The following is a 23,489-nucleotide window of genomic DNA, read 5'->3' as shown; positions in this document are numbered from 1 at the left end:
CCACTTCAGGGGCGCGGCCATCGGCCATAGTTTTGTGGGCATGACGAACCCCACCGCCACTGCCGCCGACCCCGTCCTGCGTGTCGCGCCCGCCTCGCCCGCCGAGGCCGCCGCTCACTTCCGGGCGAGCCTCGCCTTCCACACCGACGTGTCCGACGTCGCCGCCGCGCTCGCGGCCGGTGATCCCGGGTTCGTCGTCGTGGACTCACGGTCCACCGAGTCGTGGGACCAGGGCCACATCCCGGGCGCGATCCACCTGCCGACCGCCCTCATCCCGGAGCGGGCCGAACAGCTCCTCGACAAGTCCGTGCCCGTGGTGACGTACTGCTGGGGCCCCGGCTGCAACGGCGCGACCCGGGCCGCCCTCGCCCTCGCGGAACTCGGCTACCGGGTCAAGGAGATGCTCGGCGGGTTCGAGTACTGGGCGCGTGAGGGCTTCGAGTTCGAGACGTGGCAGGGATGCGAGAGCCGTGTGCCCGACCCGTTGACGGCGCCGGTCGACGCGGACAACTGCGGCTGCTGAGACGCCAGTTGGATACTGTGGACTGGTGGGGCCGCTGTGCGTGTAGGTTCTGCTGCCATGGTGAGATACGCGGAGCCGGGCACGGTGGAGTGGATCGAGTCGGGCGGCGGCCCCCTGATAGCCGTACCGGAGACGGTGCTGCCGTTCTGGGCGGGTGCCGACGGCGACGAGACGGCCTCGGACTACGACCGGGCCTGCGAGGTCGACGGGTTCGTCGGACTGCTGCCCGTGGGCGACAGCGCGGCGCTGGTCTTCGGTGACGAGCCCGCCTCGACCTCCTATCTGCCCGACCACGGCACCTTCGTACGGTGGTGCGCGGCCGACTCGGAGGCGGAGCTGCTCGCCCGGGTCCCGGCAGCGCTGGCCATCGCCGACTGGGGCCACGAGGTGCGCTGGAAGGTCCCCGGGACGGTGGTGCTGTTCGACTCGGCCTGGCCGGGACGGGACACGGAACGCACCGAGCATCTGCGGGTGGCCCTGGAGCCGGGCGCGTACGCGGTCCGTGCCGCCCAGGTGCAGCCCGGCCCCGAGACCTGGCTCGGGCTCGTCCAGCTCCGCCGGCTGCCGAACTGACCCGCGGGGCGGCGGCGCGGTCGCGATAACCGGGTGCGCCGGAACCGGCCGTTCACCATCATGATCTGCCATGCCGCGATTGCCGCACCCCGCACCCGAAGCCCTGCGCCGCGCCCCCCTGCCCCTGCGTGGCCGGACCGCTCTGGTCACGGGGGCAAGCAGACGCGCCGGCATCGGCCATGCCGTGGCCCGGCGGCTCGCCGCGTACGGCGCGAGCGTCTATCTGCATCACCACGTGCCGCACGACGACGCCATGCCGTGGGGAGCCGACCGGCCCGGGGAGGTCGTCGCCTCCGTGCGCGAGGCGCTCGGCGACCCCGAGGCGCAGGTCCTCGCAGGGCCCGGTGACCTCTCCGACCCGGCCGCGCCCGCCGCGCTGATCGCCACGGCGACCGCGGCGCTGGGCGGACGGCTCGACATCCTGATCGCCAACCACGCGGTCAGCGGCTCCGACGGCACCCTCGACGAGATCGACGCCGCCATGCTCGACACGCACTGGGCGGTCGACACACGGGCCGTGCTGCTGCTGGTGCAGGCCCATGCCCGGCTGAGGCCGGCCGGGCCCGGCGGCCGCGTGGTGATGATGACCTCCGGCCAGGACATCGCCGGCGGTATGCCCGGCGAGATCGCCTACGCCCTCCAGAAGGGCGCCCTCGCCTCCGTCACGCGTTCCTTCTCGAGCACGCTCGTCGAGCAGGGCATCACCGTGAACACCGTCAACCCCGGGCCCGTGGACACGGACTACCTGACCGGCGAGGCGTACGAGGCCGTGGCGGCGCGGTTCCCCTCCGGCCGCTGGGGCATGCCCGACGACCCCGCCCGCCTCATCGCCTGGCTGACGACGGACGAGGCGGGCTGGATCACCGGTCAGGTCATCGACTCCGAAGGCGGATTCCGGCGCTGACCGGAGCGCGGAGCACGACGAGCCGGACCGCGCCCCGTCGGTCCCTCAGAGCGCGGACAGCTCGTCCACCAGGTCGTCCAGACCCAGCGACCCCTGCGACAGGGCCGCCATGTGCCACGCCTTGAGGTCGAAGGCGTCGCCGTGCCGCTCGCGCGCCTTCTCCCGGCCCAGCAGCCAGGCCCGCTCGCCGAGCTTGTAGCCGATGGCCTGGCCCGGGATCGTCAGATAGCGGGTCAGCTCGCTCTCCACGAAGTCCGCCGGACGGCTGCTGTGCGACCCGAAGAACTCCTGCGCCAGCTCCGGAGTCCAGCGCTCGCCCGGGTGGAAGGGGGAGTCCGCCGGGATCTCCAGCTCCAGGTGCATGCCGATGTCGACGATGACCCGGGCCGCCCGCATCATCTGCGCGTCGAGGTAACCGAGCCGGTGCTCCGGGTCGGTCAGGAAGCCGAGCTCGTCCATGAGCCGCTCCGCGTACAGGGCCCAGCCCTCGGCGTTGGCGCTGACCCCGCCGATGGTGGCCTGGTAGCGGGAGAGGTTCCTGGCGACGTACGTCCACTGCGCGAGCTGGAGGTGATGGCCCGGCACACCCTCGTGGTACCAGGTCGAGACCAGGTCGTAGACCGGGAACCGGGTCTGGCCCATCGTCGGCAGCCAGGTGCGGCCGGGGCGCGAGAAGTCCTCCGAGGGGGCGGTGTAGTACGGGGCCGCCGCGCCGCCGGGCGGCGCGATGCACGACTCCACCTTCCGCACCGGCTCGGCGAGCTCGAAGTGCGTGCCGTCCAGCTTCTCGATCGCCTCGTCCATCAGGCCCTGGAGCCAGTCACGGACCTCGTCGACACCCTCGATGTGCTTGCCGTGCTCGTCGAGGTGCGCCAGTGCCACCCACGGCGTCGCGGCACCCGGGAGAACCTTCTCGGCCTCCTTCTTCATCTCGCCGAGCAGACGGTGGTACTCGGCCCAGCCGTACGCGTACGCCTCGTCCAGGTCCAGGTCGATGCCGTTGAAGTAGCGCGCCCAGCGGGCGTAGCGCTCCCGGCCCACCGTGTTCGCGGCACCCTCGATCGCCGGCGTGTACACGTCGCGCATCCAGTCGCGCAGCTCCACCACGGCCGCCGTGGCGGTGCGGGCGGCCTCGTCCAGCTCGGCGCGCAGGGCCTCGGGACCGGCCGAGGCGAAGTCCTCGAACCAGCCGCGCCCCTCACCCGTGTCCGACCACTCGGCGAGCTGCTCGACGAAGGTGGCGGTCGGGCGCGGAGCCGCGTACAGCTTGCGCTCCAGGCCCAGTTCGAGGGCCTCGCGGTAGCCCGCGTACGCGGTCGGCACCGCGCGCAGCCGCTCGGCGATCGCCGCCCAGTCCTCGTCGGTCCCGGTGGGCGTGACCGTGAAGATCTCCCGCACCGAGTGCGCGGGCGTCGCCATGTTGCCGACCGCGCGCAGGCCCTCCTCGGCGTCGTGCACGGCCAGTTCGGCGGTCAGCCGCTCGCGCAGCAGGCGTGCGCACCGGCGCTCGATGTCACTGTCCGCCCCGGGCCGGCGTTCGGCCTCGTCGAGCCGGGCGAGCGTGTCCCGCCCGAGCTGCGCGAGCGCCTCCTGGCCCGCGGGTGAGAGATCGGGGAGCTTTCCCGAGCTCTCCTTCACGCCGAGATACGTACCGGTGACCGGGTCGAGGGCGATGAGTTCGTCGACATACGCGTCGGCGACCTCGCGGGGAAGCGGGCTGCTGGTCTCAGACATGCGGTCCATCCTCATACGGCGACCGCTGCCGCGTCAGCCCGGTTTCACCGGCCCTTGCACCGAGTCAGCCCGATTTCGCTGAGGGCGTGTTTCCCGGCGCGTCGGTCGGCAGCAGGGGCCCGCAGTCCCACTCCTGGAAGATCAGCCGCGTCTCGACGCGCGCCACCTCCCGCCGGGAGGTGAACTCGTCCAGCACCAACCGCTGAAGATCGGCCATGTCCGCCACCGCGACGTGGACCAGATAGTCGTCCGGCCCGGTGAGATGGAAGACGGTCAACGACTCCGGCAGTGCCCGGATCCTCTCCACGAACGGCCCCACCAGCTCCCGCCGATGCGGTCTGACCTGCACCGACAGCAGCGCCTGAAGCCCCCGGCCCAGCTTGGCCGGGTCCAGCCTGAGCCGGTGGCCGAGAATCACGCCGGAGCGGCGCAGCCGCGTCACCCGGTCCAGACACGTCGACGGCGCGACCCCGACCTGGGCGGCGAGATCGCGATAGGTGGTCCGGGCGTCGTTCTGCAACAGCCGCAACAGGTGCAGATCGACCGGATCCAGTACGACAGATTCGGCCATTGGCCGAACGTAACACGGGATTCGCACACCTGATCCCGGTCAGTGTTCACTCTTCCGGCCATGGACCCAGCGATCAGGGAGGCGTACGACCGCATGCCCGGGTACGACGAAGCACGCATCGCACCGAGAGCACTCGCCACCGAGGCCGTGCACGCCGGCCGTGACGACCTCGCCCGGCAGGGCCTGCACGCCCCGCCGATCGACCTGTCGACCACCTACCCCTCGTACGACAGCCGTGGCGAGGCCGCCCGCATCGACGCCTTCGCCACCACCGGCGCCGAACCGGACGGACCGCCCGTCTACGGCCGCCTGGGCAACCCGACCGTCGCCCGCTTCGAGACCGCCCTGGCCCGGCTGGAGGGCACCGAGGCCGCGGTCGCCTTCGCCAGCGGGATGGCGGCGCTGAGCGCGGTGCTTCTCGTACGGGCCTCGATGGGCCTGCGCCATGTCGTCGCCGTACGCCCGCTGTACGGGTGCAGCGACCATCTGCTCACCGCCGGGCTGCTGGGCTCCGAGGTGACCTGGACCGACCCGGCCGGCATCGAGGAGGCGCTGCGCCCGGACACCGGCCTGGTGATGGTGGAGTCGCCGGCGAACCCGACGCTCGCCGAGCTGGACCTGCGGGCCGTGGCCCACGCCTGTGGCTCCGTGCCGCTGCTCGCGGACAACACCTTCGCCACTCCTGTGCTCCAGCGCCCCGCCGAACAGGGCGCCCGGCTCGTGCTGCACAGCGCCACCAAGTACCTCGGCGGGCACGGCGACGTGATGGCGGGCGTGGTGGCCTGCGACGAGGAGTTCGCAGGCCGGCTGCGGCAGGTGCGGTTCGCCACGGGCGGCGTCCTGCATCCGCTGGCCGGCTATCTGCTGCTGCGCGGCCTGTCGACGCTCCCCGTCCGGGTGCGGGCCGCGTCGGCGACCGCCGCCGAACTCGCCGGCCGCCTCGCCGCCGACCCGCGGGTGGCCAGGGTCCACTATCCGCGCATCGGCGGCGCCATGATCGCCTTCGAGGTGCACGGCGACCCGCACGAGGTCATCGCCGGCGTCGGTCTGATCACCCCCGCCGTCAGCCTCGGCAGCGTCGACACCCTCATCCAGCACCCGGCGTCCATCAGTCACCGCATCGTGGACGCCGACGACCGCCGTGGCGCCGGGGTCAGCGACCGGTTGCTGCGGATGTCGGTGGGCCTGGAGGACGTGGAGGACCTGTGGGCGGACCTGGACGCCGCGCTGGAGCGGGCCCACGGGGCCACGGCCGGCCACGGCGCGCCCGCAGCCGCCGTCGGACACTGACCCTCAAGGGGCTCAGGCCTTCCCCCACTCACCCCCGCTCGTGAGCCGCTCCGCGACCGGCTCCTCCCGGGGGCCGTCCAGCCGAGCCGTGATGACCAGGGTCCCCTCCTCGATCTGATAGTCGAGGGGGAGGCCCAGGCCGCGCATCGCGGCGACCATCCCGGTGTTGGAGGCCTGCGTCACCGCGTACATGCTCGCGCACCCGGCCTCGATCGCCATCGAGACCAACCTGCGGAGCAGCTCCGTGCCGATGCCGCACCGCTGCCACGCGTCCTCGACGAGCAGCGCGACCTCCGTCTCGTCACCGTCCCACAGCAGGTGGCCGAGGCCGACGATGCGCCCCGACACCGTCCCCACGGCAAGGGTGCGGCCGAAGCGGGGGCTCAGCAGGTGGTTCAGATAGCGGTCCGCATTCCCTATGGGGCCGTGGTACCGCATCCCGAGCGTGCGCGCCGAGCACCGCTCGTGCATCTCCTTCGCGGCCTCCAGATCACCGGTGTCCGCCCGGCGCACGGTGATGTCGCTGCCCTTGGGCAGCGTCAGCACGTCCTGGCTGCGCGGCACGCGCGGACCGAGCCGGGCGTCCAGTTCCACCAGTGCCCGCGCCCGCGCGAACTCGGTCGGCGTGAACGGCAGATACGGCCGCTCCACAGTGATCACTCCGCCTTCCGGCGCCCGCAGGCGCATCACGGTGTCCTCCAGAGCCCCTTCCACCGGTACCGGCTCCGGTCGCCGACTGCCCACGGCGGGCACCGCGGGCAGCGACCGGATCGTGCACCGGCCCAGCAGCTGCCGCAACGCCAGCGGCAGTTCCGCCGCGTCCAGGGCGGTGCGCGTGGCCAGGCCCAGCACCCGGGTCGGCGCGTCCACCAGGTCGTGGGCGTCGGCCCGCTCGATCCACGTGCCGGTACCGCCGGCCGTCGAGACCGCGTCGCTGATCTCGTCCGCGGCGAGGGGGCCGGGCGCGCGGAGCAGGAACTCGTCCACCGTGCCCTCGGCCAGCGGATGCGTCTGGAGGCTGAGGATGTCGACCCGCAGTCCGGCGAGCGCCGCGCACAGTGCGGCCAGCGAACCCGGTTCGTCCTTCACCGTGGTCCGCATCCGCCACAGCGCCCCTTCCCGGGCCACCGGCGCGGCCGTCTCCCGCGCCTGTTCCGGCGGCCCGGCCCGCTCCTCGGAGCTCGGCCGGGCATCGGTATCGCTCGGCGGGGGTGCGTGACCGTGGCGGTGTGACCGCCATGCGCGCAGGCCCGCGCCGGCGACCAGCAGGGCCGCCGCGGCGAGCAGCACCGGTCCGTCGGGTCCGAAACCGTCGCGGTTCGCGGCTGCCTCGGCCACCGCCACCGCCGTCAGGACGGCGGCGAGTTCGACGGCGTTCCGCCGCCAGTGGTGCACCGGACGTCCGTGTTTCGCACGTGTCACATCAGATATGTCTCGACTCATACACCCACTGTGAAGGAACGGTGTTGCGTGATCACGAACGTATTGTGACCGGGCGGTAAAGAGCCGCTATGACGGTTTTGTGGCTTATTCAACTGTGCGGGATGCGACGGTCCCCACGACGGCCCGCCCTGTCAGGCGGCCATGCCCTCGGCCAGCGCGCTGTGCAGCCGCCGGGCCTGAGCCACGAGCCGCGACGAACCACGGCGCTCCGCCGTCCCCGCCAGATGCGGGAGTTCTTCGCGTGCCCCTGTCCGCTCCGCGCATTCAGCGGCAACGGACAGGAGATCCGCCAGCCCGCGTGCCGGAGCGGCCGTCTCAGCGGTCGCGAGGTCCGCGAGCAGGATCGGCAGCGTGTGCCGGAGCACCGACCACACGGTGGCGCTCGCGCCCGTGGCAGCCGCCGTCCGCACCGACTCCACCAGCCGCGACGGCTTCACCGCGCCCCGCCGCACCAACTGCCCCAGATCCGCGCCCAGCCGGTCCGCGTCGAGCTGCCCCCGCGCCGCCAGCACCAACAGCGCGTCCACGGCGGCCAGCCGGTCCTCCGGATGCCGGGCGCCGAGCCCGTACGCCACGCACAGGTGCACCGCCTCACCCGCGGCGCCGTCCGACTCGGCGAGCTGGGGAAGTATCGCCGCCTCGCCCCGTGAGTCGTCGATGGCGACCGTCGAGAGATCGTCCACCATCCTGACCGCCACCAGCTCGCGCTGTTCCGGCAGCACGGCGAGCCAGTGCGGCCGCATGCCCTCGCTCCAGTGGTAGCAGTGCCAGCGGTTCGCGAAGACGCTCACGGCCTGCCCCAACGGGCGCATCCCGGGCGGGAGGTCCGCCTGGAGCCCGGCGATCTCGCCGGCCTCGACGAGTATGCGGTTGCCCGATGTCCGCCGCCGGAACACCGGCGCCCCGCAACCCCCGGCGCGCAGCCACTCGGCGAGACGCGTCCCCTCGGCCGTGCCGAGCGCCGCGGCACGCTCCGCCGCCGCCTCGGCCTCCACACGCTCGGCGCACCGCACCCGCAGCAGCGACTGCGCGAAGTCGGCCGCCGACACCCGCGCCCCGAGCCGCCGGTACTCGGCGAGACGTGCCACCAGCTCGTCCGGCGCCAGCAGTCCCGTGCCCCACGTGGGCGTGGACAGCAGGAAAGGCAACGGCTCGGTGCGGATCCGGTACGCCACCTCCCAGAGGCGGGTCTCGAAGGCGCGGGTGAGCGGGCTGTGACCGCACTCGCCGGTGGCGGTCCCGTGCTGGAGGGCGTGCTGGAGGGTGTCGGTGCGCACCTTCCCCCGCAGGGTCGCCAGCAGGAGCTCAAGGCCCTGGCCCGGGTTGACCAGACCGTGGTACCGGGTGAAGTAGTCGTCCGCCGTCGACGCGTTCCGCGGTTCCGGCTCCGCCCACCAGCGCTGTGCGATGACGGGCTCCAGGGCCTCCAGCAGCGCGTCCGGGGCGCCGTACGCATGACGCACCAGCCCGTCCAGCGCCCGCTCGAACGCCGCGACGTCGCCACCGGAGACCAGCAACGCCCCGACCTCCTCTGCGACTTCCGCCGCCGACTCGGGCGCGGGCGCCAGCCACACCGGCTCCGGCGCGGGCGGCAGCACCTCCTCGTAGGCCACCGGCTCCAGGAGCATGGGGGAGCCACCCAGGCTCTGGGCCGCCCGCTTGCGGAGCGTGGGGATCAACTGGTGTGCGGCGAGCGCGAGTTCCTCCCGCACCTCGGCGGTGCCGGCCTTCTTGACGTGCCGCTCCACGAGCTTGAGCGCCCGCTCCTGCACCTCCGAGTCCTGGTGCCCGAAGGCCTGGGCCACGGCGGGCAGCAGTTCCCCGGCGGTGCCCGGATCGCGGGTGATCACCTTGCCGAGCAGAACCAGCTGGGCGCGCACGAGCTTCTTCTCGGTGCGGAACAGCACGGCGCCCGACACCTCGGCCAGCGGACGCGCCGCCACCTCACCGTCCAAGGCCAGCGACGCGAGCACCGACTGCGCGTGCGCCGCCACGACGGAGGCGGCGTCGGCGGCCAGCGCCAGCCAGTCGGCGATGTGCTCACGCTGCTCCTCGCGGGTCAGGTCGAGTGCCTGGAGCATGCGCAGGAACACCCGGTGGTCGGCGGCCGGACCGCCTCGCAGCAGCCGGGCCAGACACGCGTCCACGGTCGCCTTCCGGTCCAGCACGCCCTCGGCGGTGAGCCGGGCGATCGCCTCGTTCCAGCTGTTCGGGCCCTCGCCGGCGGTCCAGGCCAGACGGCCGCCGATGTCGTTCGTCTCGAAGAGCGCCGCCGCGAGCCGGGTGAGGTGCGGGTCCTTGCGCAGCCTGGCCAGGACCGTGTCGCCGCGCTGCCGGACATGGCCGATGTACTCCACCCAGCCGTGGACGTAGGCCTCCGTCGTCGGAACCGGGCAGCCGGAGAGCCGGACCAGCCCCGCCATCAGCTCGTACGGCACCCGCGCGGTCGGCGGGCGCTGCGCGATCCGGTGCGCCACGTCGCCGAGCCAGGCCGGCGCCCGGTCGCCCAGGACGTCGATCAGCACACCCGGCGACGCCGGCCACCAGCTCATGTCGGCCGCGGCCAGCCAGCTCGCCACACCGGCCGCGCCGGTCTGGCAGGCGGCCCCCGCGGCATGCAGCGCGGGGTAGGCGCGGCGGGCCTCGGAGGTCCACTGGTCCGCCCTCAGCTCCTTGCGCAGAGCCCTCAACTCCGGGAAGAACGCCCGCCGTTCGGCGTCCGTCATCCCGTCCAGGAGGCTCACCACCTCGGCTGTACGCCCCGCCCGCACCGCGTCCATCAGTGAAGTCATCGTGCATCCGCCTCGACTCGTGCCAGGTCCCGCTCCGTCGCGACGTCGCCCCGCCGCACCATCCGTACCGCCAGCGCGTGCTTGCACGGCCCGCGCCCGCCCCGGTACTTCGCCCACCACAGACAGCTGCAGCTGAGCACCCCCGCCTCGTCACGCACCCGGTGCACATGACCGTCCTCGGCCGTCACCGTCCCCAGCGCGCCGTCCAGCGCGACCGCGCCCGCCGCCACCAGCGCCCGCGCCGAGCGCAGCCGGGGGTTGTGGCGCTCCACCCGCTCGGCGTCGTACGGCAGCTCCCGGTGGAAGTAGGCCGCCTCCGCCGTGTCGTACCCGACCCGGCCCGACGTGCCGAGACGGACCAGCGCCGCCCGGACCCGCTCGGGCGTGAGCCCCGAGGCCGACGCCAGGTCGGCGACGTCGACGCGGGGCTCCCACGCGAGGAGCACCGAGATCAGCTCCGCGTCCTCGGCGGCCTCGTCGGTGGCGAGCGCGTCGAGGACGCCGCCCTCACCGGAGAAGCCGCGCGAGGCGTCGGGGGACAGCGTCAGCGTCAGCCGCATGCCGGGCAGGACCACCTCCCACGCACTCGCGGTGGCGGCCGCGCCGCCGGCGACCGCGGGACCGTACACCCGCAGGGCCGTGGCATGCCGCAGCACCCGCTGGAGCGCGACCAGCCGCTCCGGGCCCGGCAGGCACACCGCGCCGGGCACCGCCCGCGTCGTCGGCCGCAGCGCCTTCCCCGACGGCACCACCCACCGCGGGCCGGCCGAGGCGGCGCGCGCCCCGCCCCGCGGCAGCGCCCGCAGGAACCGCACCGCGTCGGCCGCCGGCAGCTCGGCCCGCAGATCGAAGCCGGCCGATGTCACCTGCGCCTCGGCGAAGCCCCGCAGCCAGCGGTCCGGGAGCGGCACCTTCTTCTCCACGACGGGCCCGTCCAGTGTGGTCACCGCCAGCTCCTCGGGGCCCACCCGCAGATGCAGCGGATCGTCCGAGCCGATCCTGGACAGGGCCTCGCGCAGCGGGTTGTTGACGTCGACGTTCGTCGTGCCGTGCCCCACCGCGCCGCCGTCCAGGCCCGGCTCCAGCACGTCCAGACGGGCATACACCCCGCAGCACCCGGAGAACGACTCGAAGCGCAGCCGGTCGCCGTTGCCCGTCACCACCGGGTCGAGGGAGGCCCGCAGCTGCTGCTGGTAGTACCGGGCCGCCGCCACGTCGGCCACCGCCAGCAGCGCCGCCGAAGCCACCTGAGGGGATGTCAGAAAGCCTGCGAAGAACTGCGGATGGTCCTTCACTCCCGTGGGTGTCGCACCCCGGGAGGTCTCAAGACCGAGCAGTTGTCCGCCCGCTGCGGACTCCAGCACGGAAGGTCGCCGATAGGCCACGGCCTGCAAAGATCGCGTCATGGAAAAACCGTAGAGGCGGCCACTGACAATCGGCCTTGACCTGCGAAAACGCCTGTCCGGCGGGCCGGTTGGGGCACCCGGTTCCCGACATGCGAATGCCGCGCACCAGGGGATGACACAGGTGCGCGGCACTGTCACGAGCGTACGGGAGCTACTGGCCGACGCGCCCCGGCTGGAGCACCTGGGTGAACAGCACCGTGCCGTCCTGCTCACGCAGCCGCACCGTCAGCTCGCCGCTGTGTCCGTCGATGTCGACCTCGCCGAAGAACTGGTAGCCACCGGCGGGGGAGACGTTCGCGGCGGTCGGCGCCTTCACGAACACCCGCTCCGGGCCGAAGGTGTCGTCGAGGGCGCTGGCCGGGAACGCACCCGCGTTGAGCGGGCCCGAAACGAACTCCCAGAACGGCTCGAAGTCCGTGAAGGCCGCCCGCGACGGCTGGTAGTGCTGGGCGGACGTGTGGTGGACGTCCGCCGTCAGCCACACCGTGCCGGTGATCCGCCGGTGCTTGATGAACCGCAGCAGCTCGGCGATCTGGAGTTCACGGCCGAGCGGGGCGCCCGGGTCGCCCTGCGCGACGGCCTCGATGTTCGGCCTGCCGTCGCCGGTGTCCGGCACGACCAGGCCCAGCGGCATGTCCGCGGCGATCACCTTCCACACCGCCCGGGACCGGGACAGCTCGCCCTTGAGCCACTTCAGCTGCTCGGCGCCGAGGATGCCCTGCGCGTCGCTGGTCTGGTCGTCCGTGGAGTTGGCGTTGCGGTACGTCCGCATGTCCAGCACGAACACGTCCAGCAGCGGGCCGTGGCGGACCGTGCGGTAGACCCGGCCGTCGGGGCGGCGCAGCGTCGAGATGGGGAAGTACTCCGAGAACGCCTGCCGGGCGCGCGAGGCGAGGACGTCGGCGCTCTTCTCCGTGTAGCGGGCGTCGCCGAGGATCTCGCCGGGGTACCAGTTGTTGGTCACCTCGTGGTCGTCCCACTGGACGATCGAGGGGACCTGGGCGTTGAACCGCTTCAGGTTGTCGTCGAGCAGGTTGTAGCGGAAGTTGCCGCGGAACTCGGCCAGGGTCTCGGCGACCTTGGACTTCTCCTGGGTGGTGATGTTGCGCCAGGTGCTGCCGTCGGGCAGCGCGACGGAGGAAGTGATCGGCCCGTCTGCGTAGATGTTGTCCCCGCTGCACAGGAAGAAGTCCGGATCCAGCGCGCCCATCGCGTTGTAGATGGTGTAGCCGCCGAAGTCGGGGTTGATGCCCCAGCCCTGGCCGGCCAGATCGCCCGACCAGACGAACCTGATGCCGTCGCGGCGCCGTGCCGAGGCGGTGCGGAACGTGCCGGTGACCGGCTCGCCGGTGCGGCGCGGGTCGTCCGGGTCGGCCAGCAGCACGCGGTAGTGGATCTGCTCGCCGGACGGCAGGCCGCGCAGCCGGGTCGTGCCGGTGAAGTCGGTGTCCGCGCCGAGCAGCGGGCCGTGCCATCTGCGCGTTTTACGGAAGGACTCGGTCGCGGACGTCTCGACGATCATCCGCGCGGGGCGGTCCGAGCGCACCCACACCAGACCCGAGTCGCAGGTCACGTCGCCCGTCTGTACGCCCCAGCCCGCCTTGGGGCGGCCCGAGAGGGCGAACACCGGTGCCGAGCCGAGTGCCGTGGGCAGGGTCAGGGCCGCCGACGCGGCGAGCGAGCCGCGCAGGACGCTGCGGCGGCCCGGGAACGGACGGTGTGACATGGAGGCCTCCAGTGGCGGGATCCGGCCGGTGTGCAGAGCCACAACTACTGGTGCGCCGCAGCGCACACGGAAATCACAAGTGAACAACTGACCGCACGGGCAGGGGAACCGACCCGGCGGCCGTTGTCAGCCCCTGCGAACCGGCCGCGTCAGTCCCGCCCCGCCGCGATCGCGCGGGCCATCAGCCGTACGCCGTCCCGGATCCGCGCGGGCGACAGCCGGGCGTACCCCAGCACCAGCCGCACGCCCGGCTGCTCGCCGCCGCGCCCGGCACGCGCGTGTGCGTAGTCCGTCAGCGGCCGCACCGCCACCCCGGCCGCCGCCGCGCGCGTGAGGAACCGCTCCTCGGGGCCGTACCGCTCCGGCAGCGCGGCGATGACGTGCAGCCCCGCGGCGATGCCGGTGACCTCCGAGCCCGGGAAGTGCTCCTGCAGCGCGGCGACGAGGGTGTCGCGGCGCTCCCGGTACGCGCGCTGGCAGCGGCGCAGCTGACGGTCGTAGTCGCCGCGCTCCACGAACCGGGCGAACAGCGCCTGGTCCAGGGTGGGATGACCGAGGTCCATGGTCCGCTTGCGCTCGACGACGTCCTCGGCAAGCGCCTCCGGTACGAGCAGCCAGCCGAGCCGAAGCCCCGGCGCGAGGGACTTGCTGACCGACCCCGCGTACGCCACGCGCTCCGGGTCGAGTCCCTGGAGCGCGCCCACGGGAGCGCGGTCGTAGCGGAAGTCGCCGTCGTAGTCGTCCTCCAGGACGAACCCGTCGACGGACCGTGCCCAGTCGAGGAGTGCGGTGCGGCGACGGGCGGAGTAGGCGATGCCGGTGGGGAACTGGTGGGCCGGCGTCGTGACGACCGACCGTACGCCCGACTCCCGCAGCGGGCCGACGGCCAGCCCCTCGTCGTCCATGGGCAACGGCACGGTCGCGACGCCCGCCGCGGCGTACAGGGCGTCGTGCTGCGGGCTGCCCGGGTTCTCCACACCGACCTCCCGCATCCCGCGCGCGTGCAGCACGAAACCGAGTACCGTCGTCGCCTGCGACACCCCCGAGACGATCACGATGCGCTCGGGGTCCGCGACCACGCCCCGGCGGCGGGCCAGCAGCTCGGCGAGCGCCGTGCGCAGCCGGGGCAGCCCGCGCGGGTCGGGATAGCCGAGCTCGTGGTGCGGCAGTTCGGCCAGCACCCCGCGCTGCGCCGCCGCCCACGCGGCACGCGGGAACAGCGACACGTCCGGCGTCCCGGGGACGAAGTCCGCGCGGGAGCCCGTGGAGCGCGGCGCGAGGTCACGCGCGCGTGGCCGGGCGGCCCGTACCGCGTCGCCCACCCACGTCCCGGCACCCCGTCCGCTGCGCAGATAGCCCTCCGCCGCCAGCTGCTCGTACGCCTCGGTGATCAGCCCGCGCGACACTCCGAGGTCGGCGGCCAGATCCCGGCTCGACGGCAGCCGCGTCCCCGGCACCAGCCGCCCCGAGCGCACCGCCTCCCGCAGCGCCGCCTGGAGCGAACGCCCACGCGCGCGTGCCGGCGCCGAGGCGGCCGGCAGCAGCAACTCCCAGGCGGGGGACCCGGCGTCCTCCAGGTCAGGATTGGTCTCCGATGCGTTCGCGGGGGGCCTGGCGTCAAGGTCAAGGTCCTGGTTGGTCTCCGATGCGTTCGCGGGGGGCCTGGCGTCAAGGTCAAGGTCCTGGTTGGTCTCCGATGCGTTCGCGGGGGGCCTGGCGTCAAGGTCAAGGTCCTGGTTGGTCTCCGATGCGCTCGCGGGGGACCTGGCGTCCCGGTCCGGATTGGTCTCCGATGCCGTCATGGAACTGGACCTTAATGCGGACCGCGGCGCTTCCTAGCGTCGCTGCCATGAACGCCACCACCACGCGCGGAGCCCTGCTCGCCGCGCTCGCCTGCGTCCTCGTCGGAGGGTCCTTCACCGCCAACAGCCTGCTCGGCGACTACCCCTACGCGGGCGGGCAGTTCCTGCGCTACGGGCTCGCGTGCCTGCTGCTCCTGACCGTCGTCGGACCGGGTGCCGGGGCCCGCGTCCGCGCTCTCACACCCCGCCAGTGGGTCCGCCTCGCGCTTCTCGCGGCCCTCGGCATGGTCGGGTTCAACCTCGCCGTCCTCGCCGCCGAACGTACCGCCGAACCTGCCGTGCCCGGCGTCTTCGTCGGCTGCGCACCCGTCGTCGTGGCCGTGCTCGTGCCCCTGCTGGAAGGACGCAGGCCCCAACGCGTCGTCCTGAGGGGCGCGTTGCTCGTCGTCTCGGGTGCCTGCACGGTCCAGGGCTGGGGACGCACGGACGGTGCCGGCATCGCCTTCTCGGTGTGCGCGCTGGCCGGCGAGGTGGGTTTCGCGGTGCTCGCCGTGCCCGTGCTGCGGCCGCTGGGCCCGAGTCTGCTGTCCGCCACCGTGTGCGGCGTCGCGGCCGTCGAGTCCGCGGTGGCCGGGGCGGTGCTCGACGGCGGCGCCTGGCTGCGCCGACCGGACGCCACCGAGACCGCGGCCCTGCTGTGGCAGGCGGCGATCGTCACCGTCGTCGGCTTCGTGTGCTGGTACATGGGCATGCAGCGGATCGGTGCCGAACGGGCCACGCTGTTCTCCGGGCTCATCCCCGTCGCCGCCGCCTGCACCGCGCCCCTCGTCGGCACCGGCTCCTACGGCGTTCCGCAAGCGGTGGGCAGTGCGCTGGTCGGCGCCGGAGTCGCCCTGGGATGCCGTACGCGCCCCTTGCCTCCGCGATACGAGGGGTCGCCTCGGCCGGTGCGTAAACAGGTATGAAAGCCCGCAGGGAAGGAGCCGGAAGAAGTCCGCACCTCGTATCGCACGCGCATTCCTGGAGCCCCGTGGACGCCAAGAACCGATTCGAGACGAAGACCACCTTCGCATTCTCCCGAATGGAATGGCTGGCCTTTCTGTTTGTTTCCCTCGTGCTCGCCTTCCGGCACCTTTCGGAGATCCGCTGGGGCGTGTTCGTGGCCCTCTTCGCGGTGATCGACGTCATCGGATACATTCCCGGCGCGATCGCCTACCGGCGCAGCCCGGACAAGCGCATCGCCCGCGGCTACTACATGGCCTACAACGTGATGCACAGCCTGGTCACGGCAGGTGTCATCGCCGGTGTCTGGACCTTGTTCGCCGGGCCGGAATGGGCCCTGCTCGCGCTGCCCATCCATCTCCTGGGGGACCGGGCACTGTTCGGGAACTCGTTCAAACCCTTCGGTGTCGCCTTCGAACCGGAAATCCATCCCGCCTATCGCCTCTTCGAGCAGCAGTACCGGACCGCCGCCGCCGAAGAGGCCCGGCGTCAGGAGGAGGGCGCGCATGCCGTCCGTGCTTGACACCCTCACCGAACACAGCGACAACCCCAGTTCCTTTCTCGCCCTGAACAGCGGCAACGAATACTTCCGGGACGGGCCGATCGACGGCGTGTGTGCCTACCGCCGTTCCGGACGCCATGTCCTGCAATTCGGCGGCCCGTTCACCGCCCCGGAACACCGGGCGCGGCTGCTCGACTCCTTCGTGACGCACGCCGGCACGCGTCTGGTAGCCGTGCAGCTCCAGCGCGAGGACGCCGAGCTGTACGCCGGACACGGCTTCACGGTGAACCAGATCGGGGCGTCGTACGCGGTCGACCTGGCCCGGTTCACCCTGCGCGGCTCAAGGTTCGTACGGCTGCGGAACAAGATCTCGCGGGCGAGGCGCGCGGGCCTCGAAGTGGCCGAGGTCCGCCCCGGCGACGACTGCGCTGAACTGGACCGGGTGGACGAACCCTGGCTGCGGGAGAAGGGCCGGCACGTCAAGGAACTGCAATTCCTCGTCGGCCAGCGGACCGGGCCGCTGCAACGCCACCGCCGGCTCTTCGTCGGTCGCGTCGGCGGTGAAGCGGTCGGCTACATCAACTACTCGCCCGTCTACGGCAGCCGCCCCGGCTGGCTGCACGACCTCAGCCGGCGCAGGCCCGACGCCCCGCCCGGGGTGATGGAGGCGCTCAACGCCACCGTCATGGAACAGCTCGTCGCCGACGGCGCGGCCTGGCTGCACTTCGGCTTCACCCCGTTCACCGGGCTGGATCACGAGCACGAAGTGCCCGGTCACAGCCGGATGTTCGCACGGTTCGCCCGACTGCTCGCCGAGCGCGGCAAGGCGATCTATCCCGCTGTGTCCCAGCTCGAATACAAGGAGAAGTGGGCCCCGCACGCGGTCCTTCCGGAGTACATCGCCTTCCTGGGCAGACCGCGCCTGCCCGCCGTGTGGCAACTCCTGCGCGCCACCAACGCCGTCTGACGCCGTCCGGGCCTGCGAGCACGGACCCCGTCCGACAGCTCGCCCCACCCGTGACGCCGTAAGCGAGAACCGACTCATGTCGCCGTAAGCGAGAACCGACTCATGTCGCCGCAAGCGCGAGAACCGATTCATGTCGCCGCAAGCCCGAGTACCGATTCATGTCTCCGCAAGCCCGACACCCCCACCCCGGAGGACCGCATCCGCATGAGATTCCTGGAGCGTGAACGCACGATCCTGGCCAAGCTGCTGCCCGACCTGGACACCGCCCTGCGCGAGACGCCGCTCATGGAGCTGGAGCGACCGGGCAGCCCCGGCATCCGGTACTTCCGGGACAGCGGCGGGCCGGGGCTGCTGGTCCCGGAGAGCCATCAGGGCCGGGGCGCCACGGCGTTGGACGCGGTGCGCGTACAGCGGGCCATCGGCAGCCGATCGCCGTCGCTGGCCGTGGCGACGACGATGCACCACTTCTCCATGGCCACGCTCGTCGGTCTCGGCGACCGGGGCGAGGGACAGGGACTGGAATGGCTGCTGATCGAGGGCGTGGCGGCCGACAACCGCATCATCGCCTCCGGTTTCGCCGAGGGCCGCCGCGGCGCGGGCATCCTGGAACCGACGATGACCGCCGAGGTCACCGAGGACGGCGTACGCATCAGCGGCGTCAAACGGCCGTGCAGCCTGGCCCGTTCCATGGACGTGCTCACCGCGAGCGTCCTGGTGCCCCGCGAGGACGGGCAGGGCGAGGAACTCGCGGTCGCCCTGGTGCCCGCCGAGAGCGAGGGCATCACCGTCAGCGGCTTCTGGTCCAGCGCCTTCCTGGCCGGCGCGGAGAGCGACCAGGTCACGCTCGACGACGTGGTCGTGCCACCGGAGTTGCTGCTACGGACCGCGGCCACCGCCCAGGGCGGCATCGACGAGCTCCAGACAGCCGGGCTGATCTGGTTCCAGCTGCTGATGACGGGCAGCTACCTCGGCGCGGCCTCCGCCCTGGTCGAACGGGTTCTGCTGAACGACCGCATCCCCGAGCCCGAACGAGTACGGCTCTTCGTCGAGACCGAGGCGGCGGCCGCCGCGGCCGAGGGCCTCGCCCGCAGCGTCGACGACGGCGACCTCGGCGAGTCCGCGCTCGCCCAGGCACTCTGCGTCCGTTACGCGGTCCAGGACGTCATCGCCCGCGTCGCCCCGCGCGCGGTCGAACTGCTCGGCGGACTCAGCTTCATGACGTCCGACGAGGTCGGCCACCTCGCCGCCTGCTCCAACGGCCTCTCCCTGCACCCGCCGTCCCGGGCCGCGATGACCGGCCCGTTCGCCGACTACCTGGCCGACCGGCCGCTCACGATCGCCTGACCCCGGCACCGCCACCCACCGACCCAGTGCCGGCCGAGACCTGTTGGGGGAGCCCACCCATGCCGAGCCCACCCATGCCGCGACACCTCCCGCGCCCCACCGCCCTGCCATCCCCGAGGACCAGCGCACGCGACCGCCCGACCCTGCTGCTCACCGGAGGCAGCGGCGTACTCGGGCGGGCCCTGATCGACGAGCTGGCCGCCGATCACGACCTGCTCTGCCTGGTCCGCAACCGACCCCTGGGCGACCCGCGGGTGCGTGAGCTGCGGGGCGACCTCCTCGCCCCCCGCCTCGGCCTGAACCCGCTCGCCTGGCACGAACTCGCCCTTGAGGTCGACGTCGTTCTGCACTCCGCCGCCGAGACCAACTGGCGTACGCGGCCCGCCGACATCGAGCGGACCAACATCCACGGCACCGAGGTCGTGCTCGACCTGGCCGCCCGCGCCGACGCGCCCCTGTACCTGGTCGGCACCGCGTTCGTGGCCAGCGCCCCGAGCGAGGAGGACGCGCGGCGCTTCCCGGGAGCCGCCGCCTACCTCGCCTCCAAGACCCTGGCCGAGCAACTGGTCCGCAAGGCCGACCTGCCCGGCGCGATCGTGCGCCCGTCCGTCGTCATGGGCGACTCCTCCAGCGGTCGGATCGCCGGCCGGCAGGGACTCACCAAGACGCTCGGCTCGATGGTCCTGGGGCAGGTGCCGGTGCTGCCGGGCGCGCCGGACGCCCGCGTCGACATGGTGCCGCAGGACTACGTCACCCGAGCCGTCGGTGACCTCGTCCGCGGCGGGGTGAGCAGCGGCGAGTTCTGGCTCACCGCGGGCAAGGAGGCGCCCCGGCTCGGCGAGATCGCCGACATCTGCGCGGAGTTCGCCGTCCGCCGCGGACTGCCCGCACCGCAGCGGCCCCGGCTCATCCCCGTGGAGGCGGTGCACCGGCTGCTGCTGCCCATGCTGGAGGGCACCGCCCTGCCCGAGGCCACGCGCCGCAGGTTCCAGCACTACGCCGAGTTGCTGCTGGTGTTCCAGCGCGAACTCCCCTTCGACACCTCGCTCGGCCGACCGCACTGCGGCACCCGCCTCAGCCGCGCCGACATCCGCGCCGCGCTCGTGCGCAACCTGGAGAGCTGGGCCGACGACCACCCCGCCGTCCTCACCCGCCACCGCACCGCCCGAACCGTCACGACCCCGACCGAGGTGGCCTCATGACACGCTCCCCGGACACCACGGCCGTACGGGCGCAGGAGGCCGCAACGACACGAGAGGGCACGCCGCCGACGGCGGCCGTGCCGGCCCAGGCAACCCACCCGTCCGACCCCGTCGACCTCCTCGACCTGTACCTCCGCCACATCGGCTCCGGCCGCGCCGTCATGGGCCGGGTCCTCGGAGGCATGGCCGAGGTGCGGTCCGAAGGCCCCTGGATCCACACCGACGACGGCCGCAGGCTCCTCGACTTCGGCGGCTACGGGGTCTTCATCCTCGGCCACCGGCACCCGGCCGTCGTGGCGGCGGTGCACCGGCAGATCGACGCCCACCCACTGGCCAGCCGGGTCTTCCTGGAACCGGTCGCCGCGCGCGCCGCGCAGGCGCTGGCCGCCCACACGCCGCCCGGCATGGACTACGTCCACTTCGTCAACTCCGGCGCCGAGGCCACGGAAGCCGCCCTCAAACTGGCCCGCGCGCACGGCCGCAACGCCGTCGTCACCACCCGTAAGGGCTTCCACGGCAAGACGCTCGGCGCCCTCAGCGTCACCGCCAACGCCACCTACCAGACGCCGTTCCAACCGCTGCTGCCCGACACCACCCAGGTCCCCTACGGGGACGCCGCCGAGCTGAAGCAGGCGCTGGCCGCCCGCCGCGACCGGGCGTGCGTCATCGTCGAGCCGGTGCAGGGCGAGGGCGGCGTGCACATCCCGGAGCCGGGCTACCTCACCGAAGTCGCCGCGCTGTGCCGGGAGTTCGGGGCGCTGCTCGTCGTGGACGAGATCCAGACCGGCATGGGCCGGCTGGGCACCTGGTGGGGCGTGGACGCGGAGGGCGTCCGCCCGGACATGCTGCTGGCGGGCAAGGGGCTCAGCGGCGGTGTCGTACCGGTCGCCGCGATGGTCGCCACCGCCGAGGCATACGCCCCCTTCAGCCGCGACCCCTATCTGCACACCTCCACCTTCGGCGCCTCCCCGATCGCCTGCGCCGCCGCCCTCGCCGCCGTCGAGACCATGGAGCGCGAGGACACCGTGGCCCGCGCGGCGTCCCTCGGCGCGCGCATCCTCGCCGGGGTACGGGACGCCTGCGCGCCGTACCGGGAGATCCTCGTCCGGGACGTGCGCGGACGCGGGCTGCTGATCGGGATCGAGTTCGCCGAGGAACGGGCCGTCGGCGAACTCCTGCTGGAACTCATCATGCGCGGCGTGCTCGTCAACCACTCCCTCAACTCCACGCGCGTGCTGCGCCTGACGCCGCCCGCCGTGGTGGCGGACGACGCGCTCGACCTGTTCCTCACGACCCTCGCCGAGGCCCTGCACACCACGGCTGCCCGTCTGGCCGGTTGATCAGGGAACCTCACCCGGAAAGGAACCGAACCCCCCATGCGTCAAGTGGTCCTGCACGCGATCGCCGACGGCTCGGAACCGGCCGCCGTCTACCACCGCATCACCGACTTCCGCCGCTACCCCGAACTCACCGACACCGTGCGCGAGGTCCGGGTGGACGCGCTGCCCGACGGATCGGTGGTGTCGGACTGGACCGTCTCCTTCCGCGGCGGGCTGATGCGCTGGCGAGAACGCGACACCTTCGCCCCGGACACGCTCACACTCACCTTCGAGCAGCTCAGCGGCGACTTCCAGACCTTTGAGGGGAGTTGGCGCTGCGAGCCCCGCGACGGCGGCACGCTCGTCGTGTTCACCGCCTCCTTCGACCTCGGCATCCCGACCCTCGCGGAGATCCTCGACCCGGTCGCCGAGTCCACCCTGCGGACCAACATCGCCCGCATCCTGGCGGGCCTGGTGGGCGCGGAGGTGATCGATGAGTGCGCCGCCACCGCTCACGGCTGAGTACGCCACGTACCGCGACCCCCTGCACGACGACCCCGGCCCCGGCGCCGCCCGCTGCCTCGGTCTCTACGCCAAGCTGGCCGCCGGCGTCGCCGTCGTGACCGCGCGCGGCGGGGACGGGCCGCTCGGGATGACGGTGTCCGCCGTGACCTCCCTGTCGGCCCGGCCGCCGCTGCTCCTGGCCTGCCTGCGCGACGGCTCCCGCACCCTCGCCGCCGTCCGGGCCCACGGCGTGTTCGCGGTGCACCTGCTGCGCGAGGAACAGCACGAACTGGCCGGCCGGTTCGCGAATCCGACGGCCCCCGCCGCGCAACGGTTCGCCGGCACGGACCTGCGGGAGGTCCTCGGCGTCCCGGTGATCGCGGACGCGCTGGCCTGGTCGGTGTGCCTGGTGGCGGACGTACGCCGGTACGGCGACCATCATCTGGTCGTCGGACAGGCCGCCGCCGTGCACGTGGGCGGCGGGCGCCCGCTGCTGTGGCACGACCGCCGGTTCCGCTCGCTGCGCGACCTTGCGCCGGAGGGCACCGGATGACGCCACCGGCGTCCGGCACCCCCGCCTGGGAGCCGCCGGACCTGCCCGCCCAGCCCCCGCTGCACGGCACCTGCACGGCGGACGTGGCGGTGGTGGGGGCCGGCCTGGCAGGCCTGGCCTGCGCCTACCACCTGGCCGAACGCGCCCCGGACCGCGAGATCGTGGTGATCGACGCCGAGGGACCCGCCGCCGGTGCCAGCGGCCGGGGCACGGGTCTGCTGGGGCCGCGCGCGGGACCCGCGATCGACCGTGCCGTACGCCGTCACGGGCCCTGGGCCGCACGCCGGATGCATCTGGCGAGCGTACGGGCCGTGACGGAGGTCCTCGACCTGTGCGGGCGGCTCGACGTGCCGTGCGGGCTGCGCCCCGGCGCGCAGATCATGGCGACGCGCGCCCCGGCCGGCCTGGCGTCGCTCGGCCGGCAGGCCGGGGCCTACCGTGCGCTGGGCCTGGACGTCCCGGAGCTGTCCGGCGCGCAGGTACGCGCGCGCGTGGGCGTCCCCTACACCGCGGGCCTGCTGCACCGCACCTCCGCGACCCTCGACCCGGCCGCCCTCACCGGCGCCCTCGCCCGTGCCTGCGCCGCCAAGGGCGTACGGTTCCACGGGCGCAGCCCGCTGCTGGCGGTGCGCGCGGGGGAGCGCGGCGGCTGCGAGCTGGACTTCCCGCACGGCCGGCTCCGCGCCCGTCGGGCGGTCCTCGCCGTCAACTCCGCGGCGCCGTCCCTCGGTCTGCCGGTCGGCACGATCCTGCCGCTGGAGGTGTACGCCGTCGCCACCGCGCCCGTGAGCGACGCGGCGTACGAACAACTCGGCGGGTACGACGGGTACGCCGTCGTCGACGCGCTGCCGATGGCCCCGTACTTCCGGCCCCTGCCCGACGGCGGTCTCGTGGCCGGCGGCGGCACGGTCACCCTGCCCGCCGGACTCGGCGCCCCCCGGCTGCGCGCCGCCCGGGAGCGGGCCTGGGCGTGGCTCGGCCGCTGGGTGCGGTCCCTGCACCCCGAGCTGGCCCAGCTGCAGGTCACCCACCGCTGGTCCGGCCGCGTCGGCATGACCGGCGACGGCCTGCCGGTGGTCGGCCCCGTCCACGGTCTGCCCGGCGTCTGGTACATCGGCGGCTGCTGCGGCCACGGCCTGGCGATGTCCGTCGCCCACGGAGCCCATGTCGCCGCGGCCCTCCTGGGCGAGCGGGACGCCGGGTACCCGCTGCCCTGGCACCGTTCCGCCGCCCCGCGCATGCCCGTGCACGGCCCCGCCCGCCCGCTCCTTCGGACCTACCTGGACGCCCTCGGCCGCTCCACGCGGCGCACCTGCTGACATCCCGCCCGCC

Annotated in this window: 20 protein-coding genes; 13 read left to right on the top strand and 7 right to left on the bottom strand. The window is 73.3% G+C overall.

Features of this window, described 5'->3' with window-relative positions:
- The first annotated feature begins 40 nt into the window (after window positions 1-40).
- The 3 genes from AC3ETA_RS30420 (at window position 41) to AC3ETA_RS30410 (ending at window position 2,000) form a co-directional block, all read left to right on the top strand.
- Complete coding sequence (locus tag AC3ETA_RS30420; protein ID WP_432196092.1) at window positions 41-523, top strand: rhodanese-like domain-containing protein; 483 nt, start codon at window positions 41-43, stop codon at window positions 521-523.
- 57 nt (window positions 524-580) lie between these two features.
- Entirely contained in the window at window positions 581-1,096 is a 516-nt protein-coding gene (locus AC3ETA_RS30415) for an immunity 21 family protein (RefSeq protein ID WP_107912129.1), read from the top strand.
- A gap of 70 nt (window positions 1,097-1,166) precedes the next feature.
- Window positions 1,167-2,000, top strand: coding sequence for an SDR family oxidoreductase (locus tag AC3ETA_RS30410; RefSeq protein WP_432196091.1), 834 nt, complete (start codon window positions 1,167-1,169; stop codon window positions 1,998-2,000).
- A gap of 45 nt (window positions 2,001-2,045) precedes the next feature.
- Here AC3ETA_RS30410 and AC3ETA_RS30405 read toward each other — a convergent pair whose 3' ends face one another.
- Window positions 2,046-3,734: a DUF885 domain-containing protein gene (locus AC3ETA_RS30405; protein WP_432196090.1), complete on the bottom strand. Its 1,689-nt coding sequence runs from the start codon at window positions 3,732-3,734 to the stop codon at window positions 2,046-2,048.
- Between the two features lie 64 nt (window positions 3,735-3,798).
- Window positions 3,799-4,305 (bottom strand): Lrp/AsnC family transcriptional regulator, encoded by a 507-nt coding sequence (locus tag AC3ETA_RS30400; RefSeq protein ID WP_107912126.1) that lies wholly within the window; start codon window positions 4,303-4,305, stop codon window positions 3,799-3,801.
- A 60-nt stretch (window positions 4,306-4,365) separates the two neighbouring features.
- On the opposite strand from AC3ETA_RS30400, the gene AC3ETA_RS30395 reads away from it, so the two are divergent.
- On the top strand, window positions 4,366-5,595 hold the full coding sequence (locus AC3ETA_RS30395) for a trans-sulfuration enzyme family protein (protein ID WP_432196089.1): 1,230 nt from the start codon (window positions 4,366-4,368) through the stop codon (window positions 5,593-5,595).
- Window positions 5,596-5,607: 12 nt separating this feature from the next.
- Here the strand turns inward: AC3ETA_RS30395 and AC3ETA_RS30390 are convergent, their stop codons facing one another.
- The 5 genes from AC3ETA_RS30390 to pdxR all read right to left on the bottom strand — a co-directional run bounded on the left by AC3ETA_RS30390 (window position 5,608) and on the right by pdxR (window position 14,764).
- Window positions 5,608-6,990: a GNAT family N-acetyltransferase gene (locus AC3ETA_RS30390; RefSeq protein WP_432196160.1), complete on the bottom strand. Its 1,383-nt coding sequence runs from the start codon at window positions 6,988-6,990 to the stop codon at window positions 5,608-5,610.
- A 179-nt stretch (window positions 6,991-7,169) separates the two neighbouring features.
- Window positions 7,170-9,830: a DUF7824 domain-containing protein gene (locus AC3ETA_RS30385; RefSeq protein WP_432196088.1), complete on the bottom strand. Its 2,661-nt coding sequence runs from the start codon at window positions 9,828-9,830 to the stop codon at window positions 7,170-7,172.
- A complete protein-coding gene (locus tag AC3ETA_RS30380) occupies window positions 9,827-11,236 on the bottom strand; it encodes an SWIM zinc finger family protein (protein WP_432196087.1) in 1,410 nt (469 codons plus the stop codon). The genes AC3ETA_RS30385 and AC3ETA_RS30380 overlap by 4 nt, the downstream gene beginning before the upstream one ends.
- Before the next feature lie 151 nt (window positions 11,237-11,387).
- A complete protein-coding gene (locus tag AC3ETA_RS30375) occupies window positions 11,388-12,962 on the bottom strand; it encodes an alkaline phosphatase D family protein (RefSeq protein WP_432196086.1) in 1,575 nt (524 codons plus the stop codon).
- A gap of 149 nt (window positions 12,963-13,111) precedes the next feature.
- The gene (gene pdxR, locus AC3ETA_RS30370) at window positions 13,112-14,764 is read right to left on the bottom strand and encodes a MocR-like pyridoxine biosynthesis transcription factor PdxR (RefSeq protein WP_432196085.1); all 1,653 of its coding nucleotides are present in this window, start codon (window positions 14,762-14,764) and stop codon (window positions 13,112-13,114) included.
- A 47-nt stretch (window positions 14,765-14,811) separates the two neighbouring features.
- Between pdxR and AC3ETA_RS30365 the strand changes: the two genes are divergently transcribed.
- The 9 genes from AC3ETA_RS30365 (at window position 14,812) to AC3ETA_RS30325 (ending at window position 23,476) form a co-directional block, all read left to right on the top strand.
- Window positions 14,812-15,729 carry a DMT family transporter gene (locus AC3ETA_RS30365; protein WP_432196084.1) on the top strand — a complete coding sequence of 306 codons (918 nt, stop codon included), beginning with the start codon at window positions 14,812-14,814 and terminating at the stop codon, window positions 15,727-15,729.
- A gap of 65 nt (window positions 15,730-15,794) precedes the next feature.
- Complete coding sequence (locus AC3ETA_RS30360; RefSeq protein WP_432196083.1) at window positions 15,795-16,289, top strand: hypothetical protein; 495 nt, start codon at window positions 15,795-15,797, stop codon at window positions 16,287-16,289.
- A complete protein-coding gene (locus tag AC3ETA_RS30355; RefSeq protein WP_432196082.1) occupies window positions 16,273-17,235 on the top strand; it encodes a bifunctional lysylphosphatidylglycerol flippase/synthetase MprF in 963 nt (320 codons plus the stop codon). The genes AC3ETA_RS30360 and AC3ETA_RS30355 overlap by 17 nt, the downstream gene beginning before the upstream one ends.
- 204 nt (window positions 17,236-17,439) lie before the next feature.
- Window positions 17,440-18,579 carry an acyl-CoA dehydrogenase gene (locus AC3ETA_RS30350; protein WP_432196081.1) on the top strand — a complete coding sequence of 380 codons (1,140 nt, stop codon included), beginning with the start codon at window positions 17,440-17,442 and terminating at the stop codon, window positions 18,577-18,579.
- A 74-nt stretch (window positions 18,580-18,653) separates the two neighbouring features.
- Entirely contained in the window at window positions 18,654-19,781 is a 1,128-nt protein-coding gene (locus AC3ETA_RS30345) for an SDR family oxidoreductase (protein WP_432196159.1), read from the top strand.
- On the top strand, window positions 19,778-21,121 hold the full coding sequence (locus AC3ETA_RS30340) for an aspartate aminotransferase family protein (RefSeq protein ID WP_432196080.1): 1,344 nt from the start codon (window positions 19,778-19,780) through the stop codon (window positions 21,119-21,121). Before AC3ETA_RS30345 ends, AC3ETA_RS30340 begins: the two co-directional genes overlap by 4 nt.
- A gap of 36 nt (window positions 21,122-21,157) precedes the next feature.
- On the top strand, window positions 21,158-21,622 hold the full coding sequence (locus AC3ETA_RS30335; protein WP_432196079.1) for a type II toxin-antitoxin system RatA family toxin: 465 nt from the start codon (window positions 21,158-21,160) through the stop codon (window positions 21,620-21,622).
- Window positions 21,594-22,157, top strand: coding sequence for a flavin reductase family protein (locus AC3ETA_RS30330; protein WP_432196078.1), 564 nt, complete (start codon window positions 21,594-21,596; stop codon window positions 22,155-22,157). Before AC3ETA_RS30335 ends, AC3ETA_RS30330 begins: the two co-directional genes overlap by 29 nt.
- Window positions 22,154-23,476 (top strand): NAD(P)/FAD-dependent oxidoreductase, encoded by a 1,323-nt coding sequence (locus AC3ETA_RS30325; protein ID WP_432196077.1) that lies wholly within the window; start codon window positions 22,154-22,156, stop codon window positions 23,474-23,476. The genes AC3ETA_RS30330 and AC3ETA_RS30325 overlap by 4 nt, the downstream gene beginning before the upstream one ends.
- Window positions 23,477-23,489 lie beyond the last annotated feature (13 nt).

This window comes from Streptomyces sp. bgisy027, from assembly GCF_057710365.1.
The sequence above is the reverse complement of the archived record's forward strand: the minus strand, read 5'-3'. Positions and strand labels throughout refer to the sequence as shown.

Excerpts from the sequence above, each read along its gene's own strand:
- AC3ETA_RS30380 (WP_432196087.1), bottom strand. The coding sequence starts at position 11,236 with ATGACGCGATCTTTGCAGGCCGTGGCCTATCGGCGACCTTCCGTGCTG.
- AC3ETA_RS30335 (WP_432196079.1), top strand. The coding sequence starts at position 21,158 with ATGCGTCAAGTGGTCCTGCACGCGATCGCCGACGGCTCGGAACCGGCC.
- AC3ETA_RS30350 (WP_432196081.1), top strand. The coding sequence starts at position 17,440 with ATGAGATTCCTGGAGCGTGAACGCACGATCCTGGCCAAGCTGCTGCCC.
- AC3ETA_RS30405 (WP_432196090.1), bottom strand. The coding sequence starts at position 3,734 with ATGTCTGAGACCAGCAGCCCGCTTCCCCGCGAGGTCGCCGACGCGTAT.
- AC3ETA_RS30345 (WP_432196159.1), top strand. The coding sequence starts at position 18,654 with ATGCCGCGACACCTCCCGCGCCCCACCGCCCTGCCATCCCCGAGGACC.
- AC3ETA_RS30420 (WP_432196092.1), top strand. The coding sequence starts at position 41 with ATGACGAACCCCACCGCCACTGCCGCCGACCCCGTCCTGCGTGTCGCG.
- pdxR (WP_432196085.1), bottom strand. The coding sequence starts at position 14,764 with ATGACGGCATCGGAGACCAATCCGGACCGGGACGCCAGGTCCCCCGCG.
- AC3ETA_RS30355 (WP_432196082.1), top strand. The coding sequence starts at position 16,273 with ATGCCGTCCGTGCTTGACACCCTCACCGAACACAGCGACAACCCCAGT.
- AC3ETA_RS30325 (WP_432196077.1), top strand. The coding sequence starts at position 22,154 with ATGACGCCACCGGCGTCCGGCACCCCCGCCTGGGAGCCGCCGGACCTG.
- AC3ETA_RS30340 (WP_432196080.1), top strand. The coding sequence starts at position 19,778 with ATGACACGCTCCCCGGACACCACGGCCGTACGGGCGCAGGAGGCCGCA.
- AC3ETA_RS30375 (WP_432196086.1), bottom strand. The coding sequence starts at position 12,962 with ATGTCACACCGTCCGTTCCCGGGCCGCCGCAGCGTCCTGCGCGGCTCG.
- AC3ETA_RS30415 (WP_107912129.1), top strand. The coding sequence starts at position 581 with ATGGTGAGATACGCGGAGCCGGGCACGGTGGAGTGGATCGAGTCGGGC.
- AC3ETA_RS30330 (WP_432196078.1), top strand. The coding sequence starts at position 21,594 with ATGAGTGCGCCGCCACCGCTCACGGCTGAGTACGCCACGTACCGCGAC.
- AC3ETA_RS30365 (WP_432196084.1), top strand. The coding sequence starts at position 14,812 with ATGAACGCCACCACCACGCGCGGAGCCCTGCTCGCCGCGCTCGCCTGC.
- AC3ETA_RS30395 (WP_432196089.1), top strand. The coding sequence starts at position 4,366 with ATGGACCCAGCGATCAGGGAGGCGTACGACCGCATGCCCGGGTACGAC.
- AC3ETA_RS30410 (WP_432196091.1), top strand. The coding sequence starts at position 1,167 with ATGCCGCGATTGCCGCACCCCGCACCCGAAGCCCTGCGCCGCGCCCCC.
- AC3ETA_RS30400 (WP_107912126.1), bottom strand. The coding sequence starts at position 4,305 with ATGGCCGAATCTGTCGTACTGGATCCGGTCGATCTGCACCTGTTGCGG.
- AC3ETA_RS30385 (WP_432196088.1), bottom strand. The coding sequence starts at position 9,830 with ATGACTTCACTGATGGACGCGGTGCGGGCGGGGCGTACAGCCGAGGTG.